Below are 22,313 nucleotides of genomic sequence, written 5' to 3' on the forward strand. Positions count from 1 at the left end.
GGGCCGCCGGCGCGCGCGAGCGCATGATCGCGGCGTCGATCTCCGCGATCACGCGGCGCTGGATCGCCTCGTTCTTGTCGATCGAGATGTGGCCGACGCCGGTGCCGCGCACGTCGACATTGTCGAGCTTGCCGCGGAGGCCAGCCGCGGCCCGCACCGGCTCACCAGGACCATCGCCGATATAGATGTTGATGTAGCGTTCGGCGCCGGTCGACAGCTTGGTCTTGAACACGGAGTCGAGACCGATAGCGAGCTTCACGGGAACGCCGAGCTGGTTGAGCTTGGCGATCATGTCGGGCAGCGCGGTCGCGCCCGAGGAATGGCCGACCAGGATGATGGTCTTGAGCCGGCCCGCCCGATAATTGGCCGCAGCTTCATCGGCAAGCGAGGACCAGGAGACGAAATTGGCAACCGTCACCGGGATGCCCTGCGCCTGCAGCCGGGCGCCGATCGTGTCGAGGCCGAGCGAGAAGATGTTGAGCACGCCACGGAGCAGATAGACGTGCGTGGTTGCGGTCGCAGCCTGGCTCGGCGCGGCCTTGGCGGTGGTCGGGCTGATGGCAATAGCTGACAGCAGGAGCAGGCACATCGCCCACACACGGAGGGCGGACAACCGGCTGGCGCCGGCGGTGTGACGGCCGTTCGATCTCATCGATGTTTTCCCTGGGGACAATACGCTTCGCGATTGGCCGGAATCGTAGCCATGGCCTGCTCGCGGACGCAACAAAGAGCCGCGTGAGCGACGATCTTAGCCGCAGTCCGTGACTGTTGCGCAACAGTCGCCCGAAACCTGCCACCTAAGGGCCTCTTTTGAGACCATTTTTCTCCAGCCGATTGCGGCCGGACAGGTGCCTTCCTATCTCAGGGCTCCGCTGGCCGCCCTCCCGGGCCGGGTTCCAGCCTTCCCTCCCCCAGCCTTCCGGCCATTATGTCCTCCATCATCTCCGTCGCCAATTTGTCGAAGACCTATGGGTCCGGCTTCAAGGCGCTCAAAAACGTCAATCTCGACATCAAGCGCGGCGAGATTTTTGCGCTGCTCGGGCCGAATGGCGCGGGCAAGACCACGCTGATCTCGATCATCTGCGGCATCGCCAATCCGAGCGAGGGCCAGGTCATTGTCGGCGGCGAGAACATCCAGACCTCATACCGCAAGGCGCGCTCGCTGATCGGCCTCGTGCCGCAGGAATTGCACACCGACGCCTTCGAGACCGTGTGGGCGACCGTGAGCTTCTCCCGCGGCCTGTTCGGCAAGCCGAAGAACCCTGCCCACATCGAGAAGGTGCTCAAGGACCTCTCGCTCTGGGACAAGAAGGACAACAAGATCATCACGCTCTCCGGCGGCATGAAGCGCCGCGTGATGATCGCGAAGGCGCTGTCGCACGAGCCGCAGGTCCTGTTCCTGGACGAGCCCACCGCCGGCGTCGACGTCGAGCTGCGCAAGGGCATGTGGGAGGTGGTGCGCACCCTCCAGCAGTCCGGCGTCACCATCATCCTCACCACGCACTACATCGAGGAAGCCGAGGAAATGGCCGACCGCATCGGCGTCATCAACAAGGGCGAGATCGTGCTGGTCGAGGACAAGGCAACGTTGATGCAGAAGCTCGGCAAGAAGCGGCTGACGCTTCACTTGCAGGGCAAGCTCGACGTGCTGCCGGACAGCCTCGCCCACTACAAGCTCGACCTCTGCGACAGCGGCGCGACGCTGGTCTACGACTACGACACCAAGGGCGATCGCACCGGCATCACCAGCCTGCTCAGCGACCTCCGCAACGCCGGCATCCGCTTCAACGATCTCGACACGACGCAATCGTCGCTCGAGGACATCTTCGTCGACCTCGTGAGGACGTCATGAACTACCGCGCCATCCGCGCCATCTATCTGTTCGAAATGGCGCGCACCTGGCGTACGCTGCTGCAGAGCATCGTCTCGCCGGTGGTCTCGACCTCACTCTATTTCGTGGTGTTCGGCGCCGCGATCGGCTCGCGCATCAGCGAGGTCGAGGGCGTGAGCTACGGCACCTTCATCGTGCCCGGCCTGATCATGCTTTCGGTGCTGACGCAGAGCATCGCCAACGCGTCTTTCGGCATCTACTTCCCGAAATTCGCCGGCACGATCTACGAGATCCTGTCCGCGCCGATCTCCTATTTCGAGATCGTGCTCGGCTATGTCGGCGCCGCTGCGACCAAGTCGATCATCCTCGGCCTGATCATCCTCGCCACGGCCGGCTTGTTCGTGCCGCTGCATATCCTCCATCCGGTCTGGATGTTGACCTTCCTGGTGCTGACGGCGGTGACCTTCAGCCTGTTCGGCTTCATCATCGGCATCTGGGCCGACGGTTTCGAAAAGCTGCAGATGATCCCGATGCTGGTGGTGACGCCGCTGACCTTCCTCGGCGGCAGCTTCTATTCCATCAACATGCTGCCCCCGGCCTGGCACACGGTGGCGCTGCTCAATCCGGTCGTCTACCTGATCTCGGGCTTCCGCTGGAGCTTCTACGAGATCGCCGATGTCAGCCCGAGCATCAGCATCGGCATGACGCTGGCATTCCTGCTGATCTGCCTGGCCATCATTTGGTGGATCTTCCGCACGGGTTATCGGCTGAAGAATTGAGCCTCGCTGTCATTCCGGGGCGCGACGAAGTCGCGAACCCGGAATCCATCGTGCGGCAGAGTTGGTGGAGGAATGGATTCCGGGCTCGCCCTTCGGGCGCCCCGGAATGACCATCAGCGATAGCAGTGGAAGCGATGATAGCCGTCATAGTACCCACGGCAATGACGGTAACGATGATGGGGAATGCCGAACACGCCCTCGACCGCACCAACGGCCCCGCCGACACCGGCACCGACGACACCTCCGACCGCGCCGCCCACCGGGCCGGCGATCCGGTTGCCTTCGTAGGAGCCCTCCTGGGCGCCGCGCACAATGCCCTGGGCATGGCTGGCTGGTGGCAGCGACGACAGGGCGAGAAGGATGGCGGCGGCTGCAAACAGCAGGCGGACGGGCAAGCCAGCCGGCAACTGCGCGGCGGCGATACGGGCTTTATTCATCTTCAATCCCAAGGGAATTATACGGCGTAAACGGCGGCGAACGCCGCCTGTCGAGGGTGGCGATGATCAACGCCTGGGGCGGCCAAATGGTTGCGACTTTGTGACGAATTGTCGGCGTTGTGAACGCGCAGCGCTCGCGAAAATGTCAGCGCCGCCGAGACATGCGCGGCACAAAGCGGCCTTGCTTACGCCCGGCATCGCGTTAACGATGCGTGGGCAGGCCGCTGGAACGAAAGCCGGATTGCAGGGATAATGCACGCCGGGGGACGGAGAGCCGCGGCGCTTGCGTGAACAGGCCGGAGGCCAGACGTCAGATGCGCTCCTTATTCATTGCCCTCGCCTCCCTGTTGCTTTTGAGCGCGGGCAGCGCGCAGGCCAAGGTCGCCATTACCATCGACAAGGACAATCAGCAGATGACCGTCGTGGTCGACGGCGTCACGCGCTACCACTGGCCGGTGTCGACCGGCATCCCCTCGCGCGAGACGCCGAACGGCGCATTCCGCGCCTTCCGCATGGAAGAGGATCACTTCTCCAAGGAATTCGACGACGCGCCGATGCCGCACTCGATCTTCTTCACCAAAATCGGGCACGCCATCCACGGCACCGACTCGGTCGGCCGCCTCGGCTCGCCCGCCTCGCACGGCTGCGTGCGGCTGTCGCGCCAGAATGCGTCGACGCTCTACGCGCTGGTGCAGGAGCAGGGCGTGCTCAACACCACGGTGACGCTGACCGGTTCGGCGCAGGTGGCCTTGGCGCGCAATCCGCGCGGTCGTAACGCCAATGCGGTTGCTCGCGCGACGCAGCCAGCCGAAGAGCAGTACAGCGCCGCCGGCGATCCCATGAATCTGACGCCGCCGGCGCAGCCCGCGCGCCGCTATATGCCGCAGGACGACAATTACATCTATCCGGCCGACGGCAGCGACACCGGCGCGCGCTATCCAGCGCCGCGCGGCAGCCGGCCGCTCTACGACGCGCAGGTCTATCAGCAGCAGCAGCAACCGCGGCCCTATTACGACCAGGGCTCTGGCCAGCAGGGCTACTACTATCAGCCGCAGCCCCGGCAGTATTATCAGCCGCGCGGCTATTATCAGAACTGACGCTATCTGAACGCGGCGTTGCCGCGTTCGACGATCTTCCACGAAGCATCGACGAAGGCACGGGCGATCGGCTCGGGGATATCGGGTCAGGTCGCGCCCGCCGGCCGTGCCGCAACCCAAGCTGCCGCCCAAGGTTTCAACAGGCGCGAAAACATGTAGAACGAGCCATGCGCGCCAAAATGCGTTCAGGCGCGACCCTTTTCCGCTTGCCCTCCGAGCCGCCATGCCCTCACGTGCCGCGACAATCTTGACTGTGCTGTCACTTCTCACTGCGGGGCGGACAATGGCCTTCGATCTCGAGGCGCATCGCGGCGGGCGGGCGCTGCTGCCGGAAAACACCCTGCCGGCCTTCGCCAACGCGCTGTCGATGGGCGTGGACACGCTGGAGCTCGACGTCGGCGTGACCGCGGATGGCGAGGTCGTCATCTCGCATGAACGCCGCCTCAATCCGGATCTCGCACGCGGCGCCGACGGCACCTACATCGCTCCGCCCGGCACGCCCTTCGTGAAATTGCAGTTCGCCGACGTCAGGACCTATGATGTCGGCCAGATCCGGCCGGACAGCGCGTACGCGAAACAATTCCCCGACCAGCGCGCCGTGGCGCAGACACGCATTCCCGCCTTGAGCGAGCTGTTCGCGCTGGTGCGCAAGTCCGGCAACACGCGCGTGCGCTTCAACATCGAAACCAAGATCGATCCGAACCATCCTGACGAGTCCCTCGACCCGCAAGCTTTTGTCGCGAAGCTGCTGCGAGTGATCGAGGCCGAAGAATTTTCCGACCGCGTCATGATCCAGTCGTTCGACTGGAGGACCTTGCAGCTCGTCCAGCAACAGGCGCCGAAGATGCCAACGGTGTACCTGACGCTCCAGCGCGGTTTTGGCCAGACGGTCGCGCTCGACAAGGCGACCAGCTGGACGGCCGGCTTCAGTCCGGCCGATCACGGCGGCTCGCTGCCGCGGACGATCAAGGCTGCGGGCGGCGCGATCTGGTCGCCCTATTTCGGCGATGTGACCGCGGCGTTGATCGCCGAGGCCCATACGCTCGGACTGCGCGTCGTGGTGTGGACGGTCAACAAGCCCGACGACATGGCACGCATGATCGAGATCGGCGTCGACGGCATTATCTCGGATCGCCCGGACCTGTTGCGGCAAGTCGCCGGCGAGAAGGGAATTGCGTTGCCGGTGGGGACGCCGGTGGTGCCGTGAACCTCGGTCTCGTGTCCCGGATGCGTCGCGGCATGAAATGACGCGACGCAGAGCCGGGACCCAGAAACTATGGGCCCCGGCTCTGCAGCGCACCGCTACGCGCTGCGCCGCGTCCGGGGCACGAGATGGTGTCGTTACGGCCTACTCTCCGTCCCGTAAACGCCGGTACAGCGCGCCGAGGATGTTGGAATAGTCGTCGGTCCAGACCCGCACCCTGTCGTCGGCTTCGGTCTGCTCCCATGATTTGGAGGAGGCGAGCTTGCCGACATCGGCGTCCTCGCGCGCGGAGATGACGACGTCGGTCGAGAAGATGTAGTCGGCGTCGCGGCCCGAATCCTCGTTGTAGACCCAGCTCTTCAGATCATTGGCGTCGGCGATGCCGACCACGACGGTTTCAAGATCGAGATGCCGGTTGGAGACATGCATCACCACGGCGCCGTGCGGAGCGAGCTTGTCCTTGTAGATCTTCATCGCCTCTTCGGTCGCAAGATGGATCGGGATTGCATCCGACGAATAGGCATCGACGATAATGAGATCATAGGCGCCGTCCGGCTCCTTCGCGAAGGTGAGGCGCGCATCGCCGATCACCGGCTTGAGGTTCGGCAGGCAGCTCGAGATGTAGCGGAAATTCTTCGGATCACTCGCCGCATCGACCATCGACTGGTCGATCTCGAAGAACGTCCAGCTCTCCCCTCGCTCGGCGGCGCAGGCGAGCGTGCCCGATCCGACGCCGATCGCGGCGACCTTCAGCGGCGCGCCCTTGCGCTCGCGGATCGCGGTGATGGCCTGACCGATGCCGCCGTCCTTATGATAATAGGTGATCGGCTCGGGCCGGCCGGTGACCGGCGTGCCGTCATTGTTGCGGAAGCGCTCGGCGCCGTGGATGGTCGTGCCGTGCATCAGCACGTGGAAATAGCCGCCCGGCGTCTCCACGATCTTGTGCACGCCGAAGAAGCTGCGCACAGTGGTGACGCGGCCTTCGTCCGCCGGATAGATCCGGATCAACGCCAGCGCGAGCGCGACAGTGGCGAAGATCTTCCAGCGGCCGGCATTGAGCGCCAGGGCCAGCAGCGCGGCGAGCACGCCGACGGCGCCGGCGACCCAGACGCGGTGATCCTCGAACCAGGTCGAGAGCTCGCCCGTCGTGTAGGACGGCGCAACCAGCGCCACCGCGAGCGCGGCGAGTGCCAGCCAGTACCATTTGACGATGCCGGCGAGACGCTCGTTCGCCGACGGCCGGCACAGCGCGGCAAGCGCTATCAGGATCGGATATTCGGCGATCCATGAGAAGGTGAAGGGCGCGACGAGCCCTGCGAACAGGCCGCCGACCATGCCGCCGAACGACAGCGCGACATAGAAGCCGGTGAGATATTTCGCGGCCGGCCGGGTCCGCGCCAATTCGCCATGGCAGGCCATGGCGATGATGAAGAAGCACAATTGATGGCCGCCGAGCGTCAGCAACAGGTTCTGCTCCCCGCCGAAGGCGAGCAGGACGACCACGCCCGCGATTGCGACCGGCTGCAGTGCCAGCATCCATTTGTGCGGCAACAGCGGTCGCGACTGGAACACCACAACCCAGGTCAGCAGGTACAGCGACAGCGGCAACACCCACAGCAGCGGCGCCGCGGCGACGTCGGTCGAGATGTGCGCGGTCACCGCGATGAGCAGGCCCGACGGCACCGCCGCAAGGAAGATCCAGCGCAGCCGCGTCACGAGACCAGGCGCCGGCGCCCGCGCATCCTCGGTTCGCGCGTCGACGACTGCCAGCTTCGGCGAGCGCAAGAGCAGTACGCCGCAGGCGGCGATCAGAACGATCAGGAGGCCATAGCCGCCGGTCCAGAGCCGGTTCTGCGTGTGCAGCGTGAACATCGGCTCCAGCAGGAACGGATAGGACAACAGGGCGAGGAAGCTGCCGATGTTGGAGGAGGCATAGAGGAAATAGGGATCGTGCCCGGCGGGATGGCCGGTGCGGACGAACCAGGCTTGCAGCAACGGATTGTTGGCGGCGAGCGCGAAGAACGGCAGTCCGATCGAGATCACGAACAGGCCGAGCAGCCAGAATGCATAGCCGGAAGCCGGCGGCTCGCCATAGGCGGAGGCAATGCCGAGCGGCAGCGTGACGAAGGCCAGCACCAGCAGCACGAGATGCACCGCCACCGGAACGATGCGGTTCCTCACCTGCATCAGCAGATGCGCATAGGCGTAGCCCCCGAGCAGCAGCGACTGGAAGAACACCATTGCCACCGACCACACTGCCGGCGAGCCACCGAGCCGCGGCAGCACCATCTTCGTGAACAGCGGCTGCACCGAGAACAGCAGCAGCGCGCTGACGAAGATCGCAGCGGTGTAGACCGTCAGCAGCAGCCGGTTGCGCGACGAGGACGGCTGCTCCGTGGCGGCGGGTTGCACGATCGAATCCATGGATGCTCCGGCAAAAGCGTTTTCCAGCGAAGTGGGCACCGGTTCGCGCGAGACAACGCGCCGGACGATTCCCGCCGGCGGGCGCCGGGCGGGCGCAATGGAGCACAAGGCGCCTGAACGGGCAATAAAGGGGCTCGTGATGTTGCAGTGAGGATTGCTTGATATAGAACGTGATCCCGGGGGCGCCTCAACGGGACCGCGCGAAGCGCGGCCCGGAGAGGCGAGCCCGGAATGACAGCGGAACAACTTGAACCCTTCATGACCGAAACCGACGTCGTCATCATCGGCGCTGGCCATAATGGCCTCACCTGCGCGGCCTATCTCGCGATGGCGGGCCTGCGCGTGCGCGTGGTCGAGCGGCGCAAGGTGGTCGGCGGCGCGGCGGTCACGGAGGAGTTTCACCCCGGATTCCGCAATTCGGTCGCGGCCTACACCGTGAGCCTGCTCAATCCGAAGGTGATCCGCGATTTGGGACTCGCCGAGCAGGGCCTGCGCGTCGTCGAACGGCGCGCCCAGAATTTCCTGCCGGCGCCGGATGGCAGCTATCTCCTCACCGGCGAGGGACGGACGAAGGAGTCGGTCGCGCGGCTGAGCGCGCGCGACGCTGATGTGCTCGATGGCTTCTCGCGCGAGCTCGAGGACATCGCGGACGTGCTGCGGCAATTCGTGCTGCGTGCGCCGCCGAACCTGCTCGAAGGCTTTGGCACGAGCGCAATCCGCGAGGCCGTCAACGCGTTCCAGAGCGCCAACATCCTGCGCGGCCTCACGCTGGAGCAGAGCCGCAGCCTGCTCGATCTCTTCACGCGCTCGGCCGGCGAGATGCTCGACGAGCGTTTCGAGCATGATCTGGTCAAGGCGCTGTTCGGCTTCGATGCCATCGTCGGCAATTACGCCAGCCCCTACGCGGCGGGCTCAGCCTATGTGATGCTGCATCACGCCTTCGGCGAGGTGAACGGTAAGAAGGGCGTCTGGGGCCACGCCATCGGCGGCATGGGCGCGATCACGCAGGCGATGGCGCGCACCGCGCGCGACCGGGGCGTCGCGATCGACACGGATGCCGGCGTGCGCGAGGTCATCGTCGAGCGCGACCGCGCCGTCGGCGTCGTGCTGGAGAACGGCACGACCATTCGCGCGAAATATGTCGCGGCCAACGTCAATCCAAAGCTGCTCTATACGCGGCTGATCGCGGCCGACGCGCTGCCCGCGGACTTCCTCGCCCGCATCCGTCACTGGAAGAATGGCTCCGGCACATTCCGCATGAACGTGGCGCTGGACCGCCTGCCCTCCTTCACCGCGCTGCCAGGCGACGGCGATCACCTCACCTCGGGCATCATACTGGCACCGAGCCTCGGCTATATGGATCGCGCTTACCTCGATGCGCGGGCGCAAGGCTGGAGCCGGGAGCCCATCGTCGAGATGCTGATCCCCTCGACGCTCGACGACACGCTGGCGCCCGAAGGAAAACACGTCGCGAGCCTGTTCTGCCAGCACGTCGCGCCGGAGCTTCCCGATGGAAAGTCGTGGGACGACCATCGCGATGAAGTGGCCGACCTCATGATCGCAACGGTGGACAAATACGCTCCCGGCTTTGCGGCGAGTGTCCTGGGCCGCCAGATCCTGTCACCGCTCGACCTCGAGCGGCAGTTCGGCCTCTTGGGCGGCGACATCTTCCACGGCGCGCTGACGCTGAACCAGCTGTTCTCGGCGCGGCCGATGCTGGGCCACGCCGATTATCGCGGGCCCCTGAAGGGCCTCTATCACTGCGGCTCCGGCGCCCACCCCGGCGGCGGCGTCACCGGCGCCCCCCGGTCACAACGCCGCTCGCGTGATCCTGCGGGATCACCGCGCGCTGTTCGCAGGCCGTGGATAAGTCTGTGAATGAGTTGTGGACAGGCTGTTGGCAGGTGTGTGGGTCAGGCCGGGGATGCCCAGACAAGACCGTTGGGACAGGCTAGGGGAAAGGCCGTGGACAGGCCATGGAAAACCGCAGGGCAATGACGAGGAAAGCCGGTGGATGGCGCCCGATCAAAGGGGCGGACAACCTGTGGATACCGCCTAAGAACCACACGGCAAAACGACTTCGCCCGCCGGGGGCAAATCCCCCAACGGGCGCAGGTCAAAAACAGCTATGAAGAGAACAGCCCCCGCTGGGAAATGGGAGGCGGAAATTACTTCAAGGAGGAGCTAATCGAACCGAACTTTTCGTTCATCGTGGTGCCCAGGCTGTTCACCACGGTGATGATCGCGAGCGCGATACCGGCTGCAATCAGGCCGTATTCGATCGCGGTTGCCCCGGACTCATCCGACCAGAACTTCTGAACCATGTGCTTCAAGACTCGCCTCCGTTTCGATTTCGAGTTGTGTGGGTTGGCCCCAACACCCGAAAATCTACGGGCTGCAACCTTCGGCCAAGTTAATCCCCGAGTTGCAAGTTATGCGGAAAATTGAGAGCAAAAGTTCCAAAAATTTGAACTCAGCGGACCCCAGATGCAGACTTCCCCCACCCACCGCGCCAGCTTTTCGATCGGCAATGAGGCCGCCGCTAGGCGTGTTGTCGATGTCCTCACCGAGGTGTTTTTCGAGGGCGACGCCGCGGTCGCCGCCTTCGAGCGGCCGGACGGACAATGGGACGTCACGCTCCATTTCGCCGAGGCGCCGGACCAGGCCTTGCTGCACGAACTCGTTGCAAATTCGGCTGGAAATGAGATCGCCGCCACGCTCGTCTTCGACACAATCGAGGCCAAGGACTGGGTCAAGGCCAGCCTTGAAGATCTGGTGCCGGTCCCGGCCGGACGTTTCGTCGTGCACGGCAGCCATGACCGCGACCGCGTGGCGCCGAACAAGCTCGCCATCGAGATCGAGGCGGCGCTTGCCTTCGGCACCGGCCACCACGGCACCACCCGCGGCTGTTTACTGTTGCTTGACCACGTCCTGAAGAGTTCCCGCCCAAGAAGCGTGCTCGACCTCGGCACCGGAACCGGCGTGCTGGCGATCGCGGCGGCGAAGGCGCTGCATCGCAGGGTGCTCGCCTCCGACATCGACCCGCCCTCGGTGCGGGTCGCGGCCGAGAACGCGACGCTGAATGAAGTGGGCGATTATGTGCGGGTGATTCGCGCCACCGGCTTCGCCGCGCCGGATTTTGGAAGGGCGGGCCCGTTCGACCTGGTGCTGGCCAACATCCTTGCCAATCCGTTACGGCAACTGGCGGGCCCGATGGCGCGGCATCTTGCGCCCGGCGCCCATGTCATCCTGTCCGGCCTGTTGACCCACCAGGCCCCCGCCGTCATCGCCGCCTACCGCGCCCGCGGCCTCGTGCCATTGCGGCACCTGCGGATAGAGGGGTGGAGCAGTTTGCTGCTGCAGAAGGTCGGGTGAGGCGACCAAAGCTGCCGCAGGGTGGGCAGGGCCAACGGGTCGCGCGAATGCGCGCCCGATGACAGGCTCCGCGTGCCCATCACTCTGTCCGCGAATCCGGAAAGATGAAGATGGTGGGCACGGCGCGTTGCGCCTTTGCCCACCCTACGAAATCCCGACGCGACGCTACTCCGCCGCCTTCCCGTCCCGGCGCATCGCGCGCTCGCCCCGCAAGGCGCGCCGGGCGCGCCGCTCGGCGAGACGATCGATCATCTGGCTGATGAGGCCGCGCGGCTTCTTCGGTGTCGATGCGGCCGGGGCGCGGCGCACCGGCGGCGAAATCTTCTCAAACGAGAACGCAGGCATCGTGTTTCCCCTCGCCGTTGAGATGAACCACTTGCTCGAATTTCCCTGTTGTCCGGACGAAGCGCAACTGCCGCATCCTTTACTCCACTCAATTCGAATGGAATATTTTCAAGCACAGTCCGTGCCAGATGCGAGGCAAATGCGTCTACATTGCGGACTGATCCCCATGATCCTAGACTGAGCCCATCATGTTCGAAGCGCACTTCCAGACTTTCGAGGAGCCCGAGGCGGGCGTCGCGTTGACGGCGCGGCTGGCCGCACTCCGTGAAGAACTCGCCCGCCGCAAGCTGACCGGCTTCGTCATTCCGCGCGCCGACCAGCAGCAGAACGAGTACGTGGCGCCATCAGAAGAGCGACTCGCCTGGCTGACCGGCTTCACGGGTTCGGCGGGACTGGCGGTGGTGCTCGCCCATGAGGCCGCGGTCTTCGTCGACGGCCGCTACACGATCCAGGCAGCCAAGCAGGTCGACGCAAAGGCCTGGGCCGTGGAATCGCTGATTGATCCACCGCCGGAAAACTGGGTGTCGGCGCACCTGAAGGCAGGTGACCGCCTAGGTTTTGATCCATGGCTGCACACTTTTGCGGCAGCCGAGCGTCTGTCCGCAGCCTGCGCCAAGGCCGGCGCCGAACTGGTTGCCGTCGACAGCAATCCGGTCGACGCGATCTGGCAGGACCGGCCGCAGCCCCCCGCTCGCCCCCGTCGCCGTGCACGGCCTGCAACATGCCGGCGTCACTGAAGCCGAGAAGTTGACGCAGATCAGGAGCGAGATCGGCAAGCTCGGCGTCGACGCGCTGGTGCTGTCGGACAGTCATGCGGTGGCCTGGACCTTCAACATCCGCGGCGCCGATGTCGCGCACACGCCGCTGCCGCTGTCCTATGCGCTGGTGCCCAAGGACGGCCGGCCGACCGTCTTCATCGACCACCGCAAACTCTCCAACCTGACGCGCGACCATCTCGAGCAGTCCGCCGACGTGCGCGAGCCCGATGCGATGGCGCCGACGCTGATGGCGCTGGCGAAGAGCGGCGGATCGATCGCGCTCGACAATGCCACCGCGGCCGACGCGCTCAGCCGGCTGATCGCGGGCGCCGGCGGCAAGCCGGTGCGGGGCAGCGATCCGATTGCGCTGCTCAAGGCGGTCAAGAACGCGACCGAGATCAAGGGCACCCAGACGGCGCACCGGCGCGATGCCGTGGCGCTGGCGCGTTTCCTCGCCTGGGTCGATCGCGAGGCACCAAGCGGCAAGCTCACCGAGATCGACGCGGTCGAGGCCCTTGAGACGTTCCGCCGCGACACCGGCGCGCTGAAGGACGTGTCATTCCCGACCATCTCCGGCACCGGCCCGAACGGCGCCATCGTGCACTACCGCGTCACCCGCAAGAGCAACCGGCGCATCGCGCCCGGTGATCTCCTGCTGATCGATTCCGGCGCGCAATATGAAGACGGCACCACCGACGTCACCCGCACCATGGCGGTCGGCGAGCCCACCGACGAGATGCGCGACCGCTTCACCCGCGTGCTGCGCGGCCACATCGCGATCGCACGGGCGGTCTTCCCCGACGGTACCACCGGCGCGCAGCTCGACACGCTGGCGCGGCAATATCTCTGGACCGCCGGTGTCGATTTCGAGCACGGCACCGGCCACGGCGTCGGCAGCTATCTTTCGGTGCACGAAGGGCCAGCGCGCATTTCAAAACTCGGCACCGCGCCGCTGAAGCGCGGCATGATCCTCTCCAACGAACCCGGCTACTACAAGACCGACGGTTTCGGCATCCGGATCGAGAATCTCGAGCTGGTGGTCGCTGCCGACATCAAGGGCGCCGAGAAGCCGATGAACGCGTTCGAGACGTTGACGCTGGCGCCGATCGACCGGCGCCTGATCGACGTGACAATGCTGAGCAAGGACGAGCTCGACTGGCTCAATGCCTATCACGCCCGCGTCCGCGCCGAAGTGCGGCCGGCGCTGGATGAGGCGACGAAGGCGTGGCTCGACCAGGCGACGGCGGAGCTGACGCCATAGCGCGCGCATGGCGCTACGCGATTTGCGCAACGCTGCTTCTCCACCGTCGCTGTCATGCCCCGCGAAGGCGCGGCATCCAGTATTCCAGAGACGACAAACGTGTCCGGAGAGGCCGCGGCGTACTGGATTCCCCGCCGGAGCCTGTCATCGGGCTCGCCAAAGGCGAGACCCGGTGGCGGGGAATGACACCGATGATGCGGCGCGCAGATCGCGCCACTCCGTAGATCGCCGGTCCCTTCGCGCGCCTCATCACAACCATCCCGGAATCCGTATAGCCGCATTCCGAAACGCCGATATCCGTCTTGCGCGTGCACGCTACAGTCAAATTCGATTCCCCGAGAGACGGACACGCATGCACGGCATGATCAGCAAGCCGCCGGACACGGCAGCAACCAAGAACCTCGCGACCTCGCGCGTGGTGCTGCTGCTGCTGGCCGTCATGACCGGGATCGCGCCGATCTCGCTCTACATGCTGGTTCCGGCGCTGCCGGTGCTTGCGACGAACTTCGGCAGCGACATCTCGGTCGCACAGATGACGGTGTCGCTCTACATGGTCGGCATCGCGCTGTCGCAGCTCATCATGGGACCGCTGTCGGACAGGTTCGGACGGCGCCCGGTGCTGCTTGCGGGCCTCGCCCTGATGGTGGCGGCCAGCGTCGCCTGCATCTTCGCGCAAACCCTGCCGCAACTGATCGCCGCGCGTTTCTTCCAGGCGCTGGGCGGCGCCGCCGGCATGGTGGTGAGCCGCGCCATCATCCGCGACATCTATGAGCGCGAGCGCGTCGCCTCCATGATCAGCCTCGTGATCGCGGCCCTGATGATAGGGCAGATGGTCTCCCCGCTCACCGGCGGCCTGATCGAAACCGCGTTCGGCTGGCGCGCGATCTTCTATGCCATCACGATCGGCGCGATCGCGGTCGCGGCCGGCATCGCGCTGGCGCTGCCCGAGACGCGTCGCATCCGCGCCACCAGCAGCGGCTTTCGCGGCGACGTCGGCATCCTCATCCGAAACCGCGCCTTCGTCGGTTACGTGATGTGTCAGGTGCTCGCTTCCCAGATCATCTTCACTTTCGCCGGCGGCGGCCCCTACATCGTGGTGACCCAGATGGGGCGGACCAGCGCCGAATACGGCGCGTGGTTCGCGACAACGGGCTTTGCATACCTCGTCGGCAACCTGCTCTGCGTGCGCTTTGCGCCGCGGCACTCGCTGGAACGGCTGATCTGGCTCGGGCTCGGCCTGCAGCTCTGCGGCAGCCTATTGAACCTGACGTGGAGCTTCGCCGGCTGGAACGAGGCGCCCGCCTGGCTGTTCGGCACGCAGATGATCGTGATGGCCGGCAATGCCTTCGTGATGGCGAATTCCGCGGCCGGCGCGATCAGCATCCGCCCCGAGGCCGCCGGCACCGCGTCAGGCGCGATGGGATTCCTCCAGCAAGGCATCGGCGCGCTGATGTCGCAATTCGGCGCCTATCTCGGCGGCCACTCCGCAACGACGCTGCCGCTCACCTCCGCGGTCCTCGCGATCTCGCTGCTCTGCGCCTGCATGATGATCTTCGTCGTCCCCCGCCGCGAGGTCGTGGTGAGCGAGACGCTGATCGAGCAGGCTGAGGAGGAAGAGACCGGGATGATGTGACGGGCGGCACGCCCGTCATTGCGAGCGAAGCGAAGCAATCCAGACTGTCACCGCGGAAAAACTCTGATTGCTTCGCTTCGCTCGCAATGACGAAGAAATCCTCACTCCCCGATCAGCTTCAGCCACTCGTCTTCAGTGAGCACCTTGACGCCGTGCTTGTTGGCTTCCGCGAGCTTCGAGCCGGCGCCAGGGCCGGCGACCACGAGATCGGTCTTCTTCGATACCGAGCCCGACACCTTCGCGCCCAGCCGCTCCGCGGTCGCCTTGGCCTCGTCGCGCGTCATCTTTTCGAGCGAGCCCGTGAACACGACCGTCTTGCCGGCGACGGCCGAGTTGCTCTTCGGCTTCTCGGCGTCGATGATCTCGACCTCCTTCGTCAGGCGCTCGACGATGCCGCGATTGTGGCTCTCGCCGAAATAATCGGCGATGCTCTTGATCACGGTGTCGCCGATCTGGTCGAGCGCGTCCATCTCGGCCATCGCCTCTTCGTCGCCCCTGGCAACCTTGAGACAGGCATCGTGGAAGGCATCCCAGGAGCCGTAGCCGCGCGCCAGCGCCAGCGCCGTGGTCTCGCCGACATGACGCATGCCGAGTGCATAGACGAAGCGTTCCAGCGCGATCTTGCGCCGGCTCTCGATGGCGCCGAACAGGTTGCGCACCGAGGTCGCACCGTAGCCCTCGATCTCCTCGAGCTTGAGCTTCGAATTGCGCTTCTCCAGCGTGAAGATGTCGGCGGGCTCCTTCACCCACCCTTCATCGAAGAAATACTGGAGTTGCTTCTCGCCTAACCCGTCGATGTCGAAGGCACGCCGCGACACGAACAGCTTGAGGTGCTCGATCTTCTGGTAGGGACAGGCGAACTCGCCGGTGCAGCGGGCGCGCGAGCCCTCTTCGCCTGCCGCCGTCTCCTCGCGCGTGACGTCGGTGTGCAGCGGGCACGGGCACTTCTTCGGGAAGTGGAATTCCTTCGCGTCCTTCGGCCGCTTGTCGAGGACGACGTCGACCACCTGCGGGATGACGTCGCCGGCGCGCTGGATCACGACGGTGTCGCCGATCCTGATGTCGCGGCCCTCGCGCAATACCTCGCCCTTGTTGCCGATGCCCTTGATGTAGTCCTCATTATGCAGCGTCACGTTCTGCACGATCACGCCACCGACACCGACGGGCTCGAGCTTGCCTACGGGCGTGAACGAGCCGGTGCGGCCGACCTGGATCTCGATGTCGCGCAGCACCGTCATGGCGCGCTCGGCCGGAAATTTGTGCGCGATGCCCCAGCGCGGCGTGCGCGAGACGAAGCCGAGCCGCTCCTGCCAGTCGATGCGGTCGACCTTGTAGACGACGCCGTCGATGTCGTAGTCGAGTTTTGCGCGCTGCTCCTCGATGGAATGATGGAAGGCGAGCAGCTCCTCGACGGAATGGCAGAGCTTGGTCAGCGGATTGGTCTTGAAGCCGCAGCGCTCGAACCAGCGGATCATGCCGCTCTGTGTGTCCTCCGGCATCGCACCCGCACTCATCTCACCCCAGGCATAGGCGAAGAAGCCGAGCGGGCGCGAGGCGGTGATGGTCGGATCCTTCTGCCGGAGCGAGCCTGCCGCCGAATTGCGCGGATTTGCAAAGATGGTGTCGCCGGCCGCCTTCTGCCGCTCGTTCAGCGCGAGGAACGCCTTCTTGGTCATGTAGACCTCGCCGCGCACCTCGCAGATGTCGGGGACGTTGCGGCCCTTCAGCTTCTGCGGCACGTCTTCGAGCGTGCGGATGTTGGCGGTGACGTCCTCGCCTTCCGCGCCGTCGCCGCGCGTCGCCGCGGTAACGAGCTCGCCGCCTTCGTAGCGCAGCGACATCGAGAGGCCGTCGATCTTCGGCTCGGCGGAGAAATCGACCTTGTCATCGTCGAGCTTCAGAAAACGTACGATGCGACCGACGAAGTCGCGCACGTCCTCTTCGGCAAAGGCGTTGTCGAGCGACAGCATGGGAATGGAGTGCCGCACCTTCTTGAAGCGCCCCGACGGCGCCGCGCCGACCTTCTGCGAGGGCGATTCCGCGCTGACGAATTCAGGAAAGCGTTTTTCGATCGCGTTGAAGCGCTGGCGCAGCGCATCATATTCGGCGTCGGTGACGGTGGGCGCGTCATCCTGGTAATAGCGCTTGTCGTGGCCTTCGAGTTCGAGGGCCAGCCGCATGTGCTCGACCTTGGCCTGCGCCTTGGTGAGGTCGGCGACGTCGCGAAGCGGTCTGGATTTTGCTGCTCTTGCCATGGTGCTTGAATACGACGGAGCGGACCGGAGGGTAAAGGCGGGAACAGTCTCGTGCCCCGGACGCAGCGCAGCGCTTCTTCGGCGGTGCGCTGCAGAGCCGGGGCCCATTTGGCGGCATTCTGGGTCCCGGCGCGCGCTGCGCGCGTCCGGGACACGAGACCTAAGCCGTCGCCGCCTTGAGCAGCCGTTCCGCTGCCGCCCTCGCCTCGGCCGTGATCTCGGCGCCGGCGAGCATCCGCGCGATCTCCTCGCGGCGGTGATCGGCGGCGAGTGCGTTGACGCGGGTGGCGACGCGCTTGCCCTTGTCGAGGGCGTCCTTGGAGATCAGCAGGTGCTGGTCGGCCCGCGCAGCGACCTGCGGGGCATGGGTCACGGCCATCACCTGGACCTTGCTGGCAAGGCGCGCCAGGCGCCCACCGATGGCGTCCGCGACCGCGCCGCCGACGCCGGTATCGATCTCGTCGAACACCAGGGTTGGCGCTGAGCCACGGTCTGACAGCACGACCTTCAGGGCCAGGAGGAAGCGCGAGAGCTCGCCGCCCGAGGCGACCTTCATCAGCGGGCCCGGCTTGGTGCCCGGGTTGGTCTGCACCCAGAACTCGACGCGATCGAAGCCTTGCGGACCCGGCGCGGCCTCGTCGGTCTCGACCTGGGTCATGAACTTGGCGCGCTCGAGCTTGAGCGGCGCGAGCTCGGCGTTGACGGCCTTGTTGAGCTTCTCCGCCGATTTCTGCCGCGCCAGCGACAGTTTCTTGGCTGCAGTGGCATAGCGCGCATCGGCCTCGATGGCGGCCTGCTCCAGCTTCTTCAACCGGGTCGCGCCGGCATCGATCAGTACGACATCGGCGGCATATCTGGCGGCGAGCGCAGCGAGCCCGTCGACCGGCGTCGAATATTTGCGTGAGGCGGCGCGCAAGCTGAACAGGCGTTCCTCGATGCGTTCGAGCTCGGCCGGGTCGAAGTCGGTTGCGGCGAGCGCCGCCTGGAGATGCTGGTCGGCTTCCTCTAGCGCGTTGATCGCGGTGTCGATCGCCTTCACCGCAGGCTCGACCAGCGCCGGTGAATTGACGCCACGGCGCTCCAGCCGGCGCACCGCGGCCGACAGCGCCGCGACCGGCGAATGGTTGCCGCCGACCGCCTCCTGCGCCTCGCGCAGGTCGGAGGCGATCTTCTCGCCCTGCATCATCGTGGTGCGGCGGGAGGCGAGCGAGGTCTCTTCGCCGTCCTTGGGCGCGAGCTGCTTCAGCTCGTCCGAGGCATGGCGCAGGTAATCCGCTTCGCGCGCGGCACGCTCCATGCCGGCGCGATGCTCCTCCAGCGCGGTGTTGGCAGTGCGGCGCGCATCCCAGAGCGATTCGACGGCCGCCACGTCCTTTTCGAGGCCGGCAAAGGCGTCGAGCAGGCGGCGGTGGGTGGCAGCATCGACCAGCGCGCGCTCGTCGTGCTGGCCGTGGATCTCGACCAGGGCGGCGCCGACCGCCTTCAGCGTCTGCACGCTGATCGACTGGTCGTTGATGAAGGCCCGGGTGCGGCCGTCGGCGAGCTGGACCCGGCGGAGAATCATCTCGCCGGTATCGTCCAGGCCGTTCTCGGCGAGGATGTTTGCTGCGGGGTGATTCTTGGGGATATCGAAGACGGCGGTAACCTGCCCCTGCTCCGCGCCGTGGCGCACGAGGCCGGCGTCGCCGCGGCCGCCGAGCGCCAGCGCAAAGGCATCGAGCAGGATGGATTTGCCCGCACCGGTCTCGCCCGTCAAAACCGCAAGACCGGTGGCGAATTCGATATCAAGCCGTTCGATCAGGACGATGTCACGGATCGACAGACGCGCCAGCATGGAATCAGATTTCCTAGCCGAGGCCCATCTTCTTGAAGGTCCGGCTGATCCATGACCCCTGATTCTCGCTCGGTTCGAGACCGCCGGATTTTACAAGATTATATGCGTCCTTGTACCAGCGGCTGTCAGGAAAATTGTGCCCGAGCACGGCCGCCGCCGTCTGCGCCTCGCCGACGATGCCGATCGCCATGTAGGCCTCGGTGAGCCGGAACAGCGCCTCCTCGACATGGCGCGTGGTCTGGTACTGCGTGACCACAGCCTTGTAGCGGTTGATCGCCGCCGTGTAGTCGCGCTTCTGCGCGTAATAGCGGCCGACGTTCATTTCCTTGCCGGCGAGCTGGTCGCGCGCACCCTCGATCTTGGCCTTGGCGGAGGTCGCATATTCCGAGTTCGGATACTTGCGCACCACCTCTTCGAGCGCTGCGATCGCCTTCTCGGTGCGGCTCTGGTCGCGGCTGATGTCCGGGATCTGGTCGTAATGGGATGCCGCGATCAGATACTGCGCATAGGCCGCGTCCGGGCTACCGGGATGCAGCGTGACGTAGCGGGTGGCGGCGCCGATGCAGCCGTCATAGTCGCCGCCCTGATAGGACGCATAGGCCGACATCAGCAATGATTTGCGGGCCCAGTCGGAATAGGGATGCTGGCGGTCGACCTCCTCGAACTTCTTGTTCGCCGCCTTCATGTCCTTCTTTTCGTTCATGAGGTACAGGCCCTCATTGTAGATCTTGTCGGCGGGCTCCTCGACGAAGGTGTCGTCCTTGGCGGTGAACTTGTCCCAGAGCGAGCCGGTACCGCAGCCGGCCAGCGGCAGCGCCAGCACGATGAAGGTGGCGGCCTGAAGGAGCCTACGGGCACCGATCGAAGCCCTTGGCGAAACCGAAAGATACCCGCGCGTCATACGCTGTGCCGACATGAATTTAAGACCTGACGCCCTGTGATGCGGTGCCCGCCAGCCCATGAGTCATGGCGTGAGTCATGGGCGCGAAATGTGACCGTGGTGCCTGCCAAGCGACCACGCAGGTGTAACCGAAAAACGATCGTTAACCCACCGGATAGGCAGGCATTCCGCCCGGATTAAGGCGAAATTGCCGCAATGCTAGCGGATCATGGTTACCAGGAGTTTCCCGGGGAGTAAGTCGCGACCAATGCCTGCGACAACAGATCTGTCAGGATACGTCCGGCCCATAGGCCGCCGCGATCCGGCCGCCGACGATGCCGCGACCGACTTCGCCCACGGGACGCGCGCTACGGCGGGCCGCCTCGCCCTCGACCACCCGCCAGGCGGTACGGTCGGCCAGCAGCGCGGACAGGACAGCGTGGTTGAGCTTGTGGCCGCCACGCAGCGAGCGATAGGCGCCAAGCAGCGGCAAGCCGGCCAGCGCGAGGTCGCCGATCACGTCGAGCACCTTGTGGCGGGCACATTCGTCGGCGTAGCGCAGGCCTTCGGTATTGAGCAGCCGCTCGTCGTCGAACACGACCGTGTTGTCGAAGGAGGCGCCGCGTGCGTAGCCCGCGCTCCAGAGCCGGGCGACATCGCACATCAGGCCGAAGGTCCGGGCGCGCCCGACTTCGCGGCGGAAACGCTCCGGATTGAGGTCGAAGGCGTAGCTCTGCTGGCCGATGACGGGATTGGTGAAGTCGATCTCGACCTCGGCGCGGAACCCGGTGGCATAGGGCCGGATCTCACCGAAGGAGTCGCCGATCTTGGCCGAGACCGGCTTCAAAACCTGAATGAAGCGGCGCTGCGCCGGTTGGCTGACGATGCCGGCCTGGTCGATTGCTGCAACGAAGGCCGCGGCGCTTCCGTCCATGATCGGCACTTCCGGCCCGTCGATTTCGATGGTGGCGTTGTCGACGCCCATGCCGCGCAGCGCAGCAAGCACATGCTCGGCAGTGGAGACCAGCGGGCCGTCGCGATCGCCGAGGACGGTGGCAAAGTCGGTCGCGACCACCTGCTCGGCGGTTGCCTGAACTTCGCGGTCACTTCCCTCGAGGCCAGTGCGGACAAAAATAAAACCCGCGTCGACAGGCGCAGGCCCAAGCGTGAGAGTGACGGGAAGACCGGAGTGAACGCCTACGCCTGCCACGGAGGCTTGCGCACGAAGCGTTGTTTGCCGGCTAAACTTCATCAGGAATCCGCCCCACTACGACCCATCGCGACTTATACTGGACCCGCTTGGCCGGCCAGTGCCGACGGTTGCGAATCTCCGTATCCCCAAGTCACGGCGAACCATAGTCACTGCCTCAAACAGCGCCAACTCACGCTTTTTTACCGATTGTTACCCCAAACCTGCCGTATTCGCGCCAAGGCTTAACCAAATTGCGCCGAAGTTCAGGGCCGCTATCCGCAGCATTACTGAACCACCGAATAGATAATTAATGATTTAAAATCAGTTGCTTGACCGGGCAGTTCGGGCGCTCCCGGGGCAAAAGGAAAGGTCCCGGCAAGCTTCCCGCCGGGACCTTTTTTCGTCTGCCTTAGTGTAACAATCCTCAGGTCGCCTGACGCCGCAGGAAGGCCGGGATATCAAGATGGTCGTCGCCCTGTGGCGCCGGCGCAACAGGCGCCGGGCGGCCATGCATGTCCAGACCCTGCGGCGCGGGACGGCGGGCATACTCCGATACCGGTTCGCTGGCTGCGATCTGCTGCGCCACGGTCTTCTGCGGGCGGCGATCAGGCAGCGGCGGCATCGCGGGACCGGCGGCGCGGGCTGCGACCGGCGGCTCGCTCTCCTCGTCGCGACGACCGAGGCCGACATTGGCGAGGCGTTGCAGCAGCGACAGGCGGGTCTTCTGCGGGGTCTCCTCCTCGACCTCGCCGCGGGCCTGGCGAAGCTCGGCCTGGGCCGGCATCGGCAGTTCCTCGAGACGCGGCATCCTGGGCGCACGGACCGGCGGACGCTCGGCCTGCGGCGGGATGAAGTTTTCGGGCGTCATCGGCTCTTGCATCGCAACCGAGGCCTGCTCCGGCTCCGGGAACAGGGTCGGCTTCTGTGCGATCGGGCGCACGGTGACGTCACCGTAGGTCTGCATCGGCGCAGGAGCCTGCGGGGCGTCCGCGACGGCGGCGGCAATGG

16 protein-coding genes and 3 pseudogenes are annotated in these 22,313 nt (G+C 65.5%); 9 read left to right on the forward strand and 10 right to left on the reverse strand.

The window, feature by feature from the left end:
* A partial coding sequence (locus AC630_RS40755) for a hypothetical protein (protein WP_074123970.1) occupies positions 1-652 on the reverse strand: 652 nt, incomplete at its 3' end.
* 276 nt (positions 653-928) lie between these two features.
* On the opposite strand from AC630_RS40755, the gene AC630_RS40760 reads away from it, so the two are divergent.
* Together AC630_RS40760 and AC630_RS40765 are read left to right on the forward strand one after the other, a co-directional pair.
* Complete coding sequence (locus AC630_RS40760; RefSeq protein ID WP_074123971.1) at positions 929-1,852, forward strand: ABC transporter ATP-binding protein; 924 nt, start codon at positions 929-931, stop codon at positions 1,850-1,852.
* Positions 1,849-2,610 carry an ABC transporter permease gene (locus tag AC630_RS40765; RefSeq protein WP_074123973.1) on the forward strand — a complete coding sequence of 254 codons (762 nt, stop codon included), beginning with the start codon at positions 1,849-1,851 and terminating at the stop codon, positions 2,608-2,610. The genes AC630_RS40760 and AC630_RS40765 overlap by 4 nt, the downstream gene beginning before the upstream one ends.
* Positions 2,611-2,723: 113 nt before the next feature.
* Here AC630_RS40765 and AC630_RS40770 read toward each other — a convergent pair whose 3' ends face one another.
* Positions 2,724-3,047 (reverse strand): hypothetical protein, encoded by a 324-nt coding sequence (locus AC630_RS40770; protein WP_074123975.1) that lies wholly within the window; start codon positions 3,045-3,047, stop codon positions 2,724-2,726.
* A gap of 314 nt (positions 3,048-3,361) precedes the next feature.
* On the opposite strand from AC630_RS40770, the gene AC630_RS40775 reads away from it, so the two are divergent.
* Together AC630_RS40775 and AC630_RS40780 are read left to right on the forward strand one after the other, a co-directional pair.
* Positions 3,362-4,144: a L,D-transpeptidase gene (locus AC630_RS40775; protein WP_074123978.1), complete on the forward strand. Its 783-nt coding sequence runs from the start codon at positions 3,362-3,364 to the stop codon at positions 4,142-4,144.
* Positions 4,145-4,367: 223 nt separating this feature from the next.
* Positions 4,368-5,351, forward strand: a complete 984-nt coding sequence (locus AC630_RS40780; RefSeq protein WP_074123980.1) for a glycerophosphodiester phosphodiesterase — start codon at positions 4,368-4,370, stop codon at positions 5,349-5,351.
* A 141-nt stretch (positions 5,352-5,492) separates the two neighbouring features.
* Here the strand turns inward: AC630_RS40780 and AC630_RS40785 are convergent, their stop codons facing one another.
* Positions 5,493-7,772: a spermidine synthase gene (locus AC630_RS40785; RefSeq protein ID WP_074123981.1), complete on the reverse strand. Its 2,280-nt coding sequence runs from the start codon at positions 7,770-7,772 to the stop codon at positions 5,493-5,495.
* Between AC630_RS40785 and AC630_RS46050 the strand changes: the two genes are divergently transcribed.
* Positions 7,771-7,923, forward strand: a complete 153-nt coding sequence (locus AC630_RS46050) for a hypothetical protein (protein WP_167561383.1) — start codon at positions 7,771-7,773, stop codon at positions 7,921-7,923. The genes AC630_RS40785 and AC630_RS46050 overlap by 2 nt on opposite strands.
* A 107-nt stretch (positions 7,924-8,030) precedes the next feature.
* Positions 8,031-9,642 (forward strand): annotated as a pseudogene (locus tag AC630_RS40790) (phytoene desaturase family protein).
* Between the two features lie 298 nt (positions 9,643-9,940).
* On the opposite strand, the gene AC630_RS40795 reads toward AC630_RS40790, so the two are convergent.
* Entirely contained in the window at positions 9,941-10,096 is a 156-nt protein-coding gene (locus AC630_RS40795) for a Flp family type IVb pilin (protein WP_143198713.1), read from the reverse strand.
* Between the two features lie 163 nt (positions 10,097-10,259).
* Here AC630_RS40795 and AC630_RS40800 point away from each other — a divergent pair, with 163 nt between their 5' ends.
* A complete protein-coding gene (locus tag AC630_RS40800; protein ID WP_074123984.1) occupies positions 10,260-11,147 on the forward strand; it encodes a 50S ribosomal protein L11 methyltransferase in 888 nt (295 codons plus the stop codon).
* Between the two features lie 165 nt (positions 11,148-11,312).
* Here the strand turns inward: AC630_RS40800 and AC630_RS40805 are convergent, their stop codons facing one another.
* The gene (locus tag AC630_RS40805) at positions 11,313-11,492 is read right to left on the reverse strand and encodes a hypothetical protein (RefSeq protein WP_074123986.1); all 180 of its coding nucleotides are present in this window, start codon (positions 11,490-11,492) and stop codon (positions 11,313-11,315) included.
* Between the two features lie 188 nt (positions 11,493-11,680).
* Here AC630_RS40805 and AC630_RS40810 point away from each other — a divergent pair.
* Positions 11,681-13,511: pseudogene (locus AC630_RS40810) on the forward strand (aminopeptidase P family protein).
* 352 nt (positions 13,512-13,863) lie between these two features.
* Complete coding sequence (locus tag AC630_RS40815) at positions 13,864-15,144, forward strand: multidrug effflux MFS transporter (RefSeq protein ID WP_074123987.1); 1,281 nt, start codon at positions 13,864-13,866, stop codon at positions 15,142-15,144.
* Positions 15,145-15,245: 101 nt separating this feature from the next.
* On the opposite strand, the gene ligA is transcribed toward AC630_RS40815, so the two are convergent.
* The 5 genes and pseudogenes from ligA to AC630_RS40840 form a co-directional block, all read right to left on the reverse strand.
* Complete coding sequence (ligA, locus tag AC630_RS40820) at positions 15,246-17,399, reverse strand: NAD-dependent DNA ligase LigA (protein ID WP_074123989.1); 2,154 nt, start codon at positions 17,397-17,399, stop codon at positions 15,246-15,248.
* A gap of 160 nt (positions 17,400-17,559) precedes the next feature.
* Complete coding sequence (recN, locus tag AC630_RS40825; protein WP_074123991.1) at positions 17,560-19,233, reverse strand: DNA repair protein RecN; 1,674 nt, start codon at positions 19,231-19,233, stop codon at positions 17,560-17,562.
* A 13-nt stretch (positions 19,234-19,246) separates the two neighbouring features.
* Positions 19,247-20,149 (reverse strand): outer membrane protein assembly factor BamD, encoded by a 903-nt coding sequence (locus tag AC630_RS40830; RefSeq protein WP_074123993.1) that lies wholly within the window; start codon positions 20,147-20,149, stop codon positions 19,247-19,249.
* 253 nt (positions 20,150-20,402) lie between these two features.
* A complete protein-coding gene (gene lpxC / locus AC630_RS40835; protein WP_074123995.1) occupies positions 20,403-21,365 on the reverse strand; it encodes a UDP-3-O-acyl-N-acetylglucosamine deacetylase in 963 nt (320 codons plus the stop codon).
* A 364-nt stretch (positions 21,366-21,729) separates the two neighbouring features.
* Positions 21,730-22,313, reverse strand: a pseudogene (locus AC630_RS40840) (cell division protein FtsZ); the annotation flags it as partial.

It is taken from the genome of Bradyrhizobium sp. AS23.2, from assembly GCF_001908185.1.
Lineage (GTDB): Bacteria > Pseudomonadota > Alphaproteobacteria > Rhizobiales > Xanthobacteraceae > Bradyrhizobium.

Excerpts from the sequence above, each read along its gene's own strand:
- AC630_RS40760 (WP_074123971.1), top strand. The coding sequence starts at position 929 with ATGTCCTCCATCATCTCCGTCGCCAATTTGTCGAAGACCTATGGGTCC.
- AC630_RS40765 (WP_074123973.1), top strand. The coding sequence starts at position 1,849 with ATGAACTACCGCGCCATCCGCGCCATCTATCTGTTCGAAATGGCGCGC.
- AC630_RS40770 (WP_074123975.1), bottom strand. The coding sequence starts at position 3,047 with ATGAATAAAGCCCGTATCGCCGCCGCGCAGTTGCCGGCTGGCTTGCCC.
- AC630_RS40775 (WP_074123978.1), top strand. The coding sequence starts at position 3,362 with ATGCGCTCCTTATTCATTGCCCTCGCCTCCCTGTTGCTTTTGAGCGCG.
- AC630_RS40780 (WP_074123980.1), top strand. The coding sequence starts at position 4,368 with ATGCCCTCACGTGCCGCGACAATCTTGACTGTGCTGTCACTTCTCACT.
- AC630_RS46050 (WP_167561383.1), top strand. The coding sequence starts at position 7,771 with ATGGATGCTCCGGCAAAAGCGTTTTCCAGCGAAGTGGGCACCGGTTCG.
- AC630_RS40785 (WP_074123981.1), bottom strand. The coding sequence starts at position 7,772 with ATGGATTCGATCGTGCAACCCGCCGCCACGGAGCAGCCGTCCTCGTCG.
- AC630_RS40795 (WP_143198713.1), bottom strand. The coding sequence starts at position 10,096 with ATGGTTCAGAAGTTCTGGTCGGATGAGTCCGGGGCAACCGCGATCGAA.
- AC630_RS40800 (WP_074123984.1), top strand. The coding sequence starts at position 10,260 with ATGCAGACTTCCCCCACCCACCGCGCCAGCTTTTCGATCGGCAATGAG.
- AC630_RS40805 (WP_074123986.1), bottom strand. The coding sequence starts at position 11,492 with ATGCCTGCGTTCTCGTTTGAGAAGATTTCGCCGCCGGTGCGCCGCGCC.
- AC630_RS40815 (WP_074123987.1), top strand. The coding sequence starts at position 13,864 with ATGCACGGCATGATCAGCAAGCCGCCGGACACGGCAGCAACCAAGAAC.
- ligA (WP_074123989.1), bottom strand. The coding sequence starts at position 17,399 with ATGGCAAGAGCAGCAAAATCCAGACCGCTTCGCGACGTCGCCGACCTC.
- recN (WP_074123991.1), bottom strand. The coding sequence starts at position 19,233 with ATGCTGGCGCGTCTGTCGATCCGTGACATCGTCCTGATCGAACGGCTT.
- AC630_RS40830 (WP_074123993.1), bottom strand. The coding sequence starts at position 20,149 with ATGTCGGCACAGCGTATGACGCGCGGGTATCTTTCGGTTTCGCCAAGG.
- lpxC (WP_074123995.1), bottom strand. The coding sequence starts at position 21,365 with ATGAAGTTTAGCCGGCAAACAACGCTTCGTGCGCAAGCCTCCGTGGCA.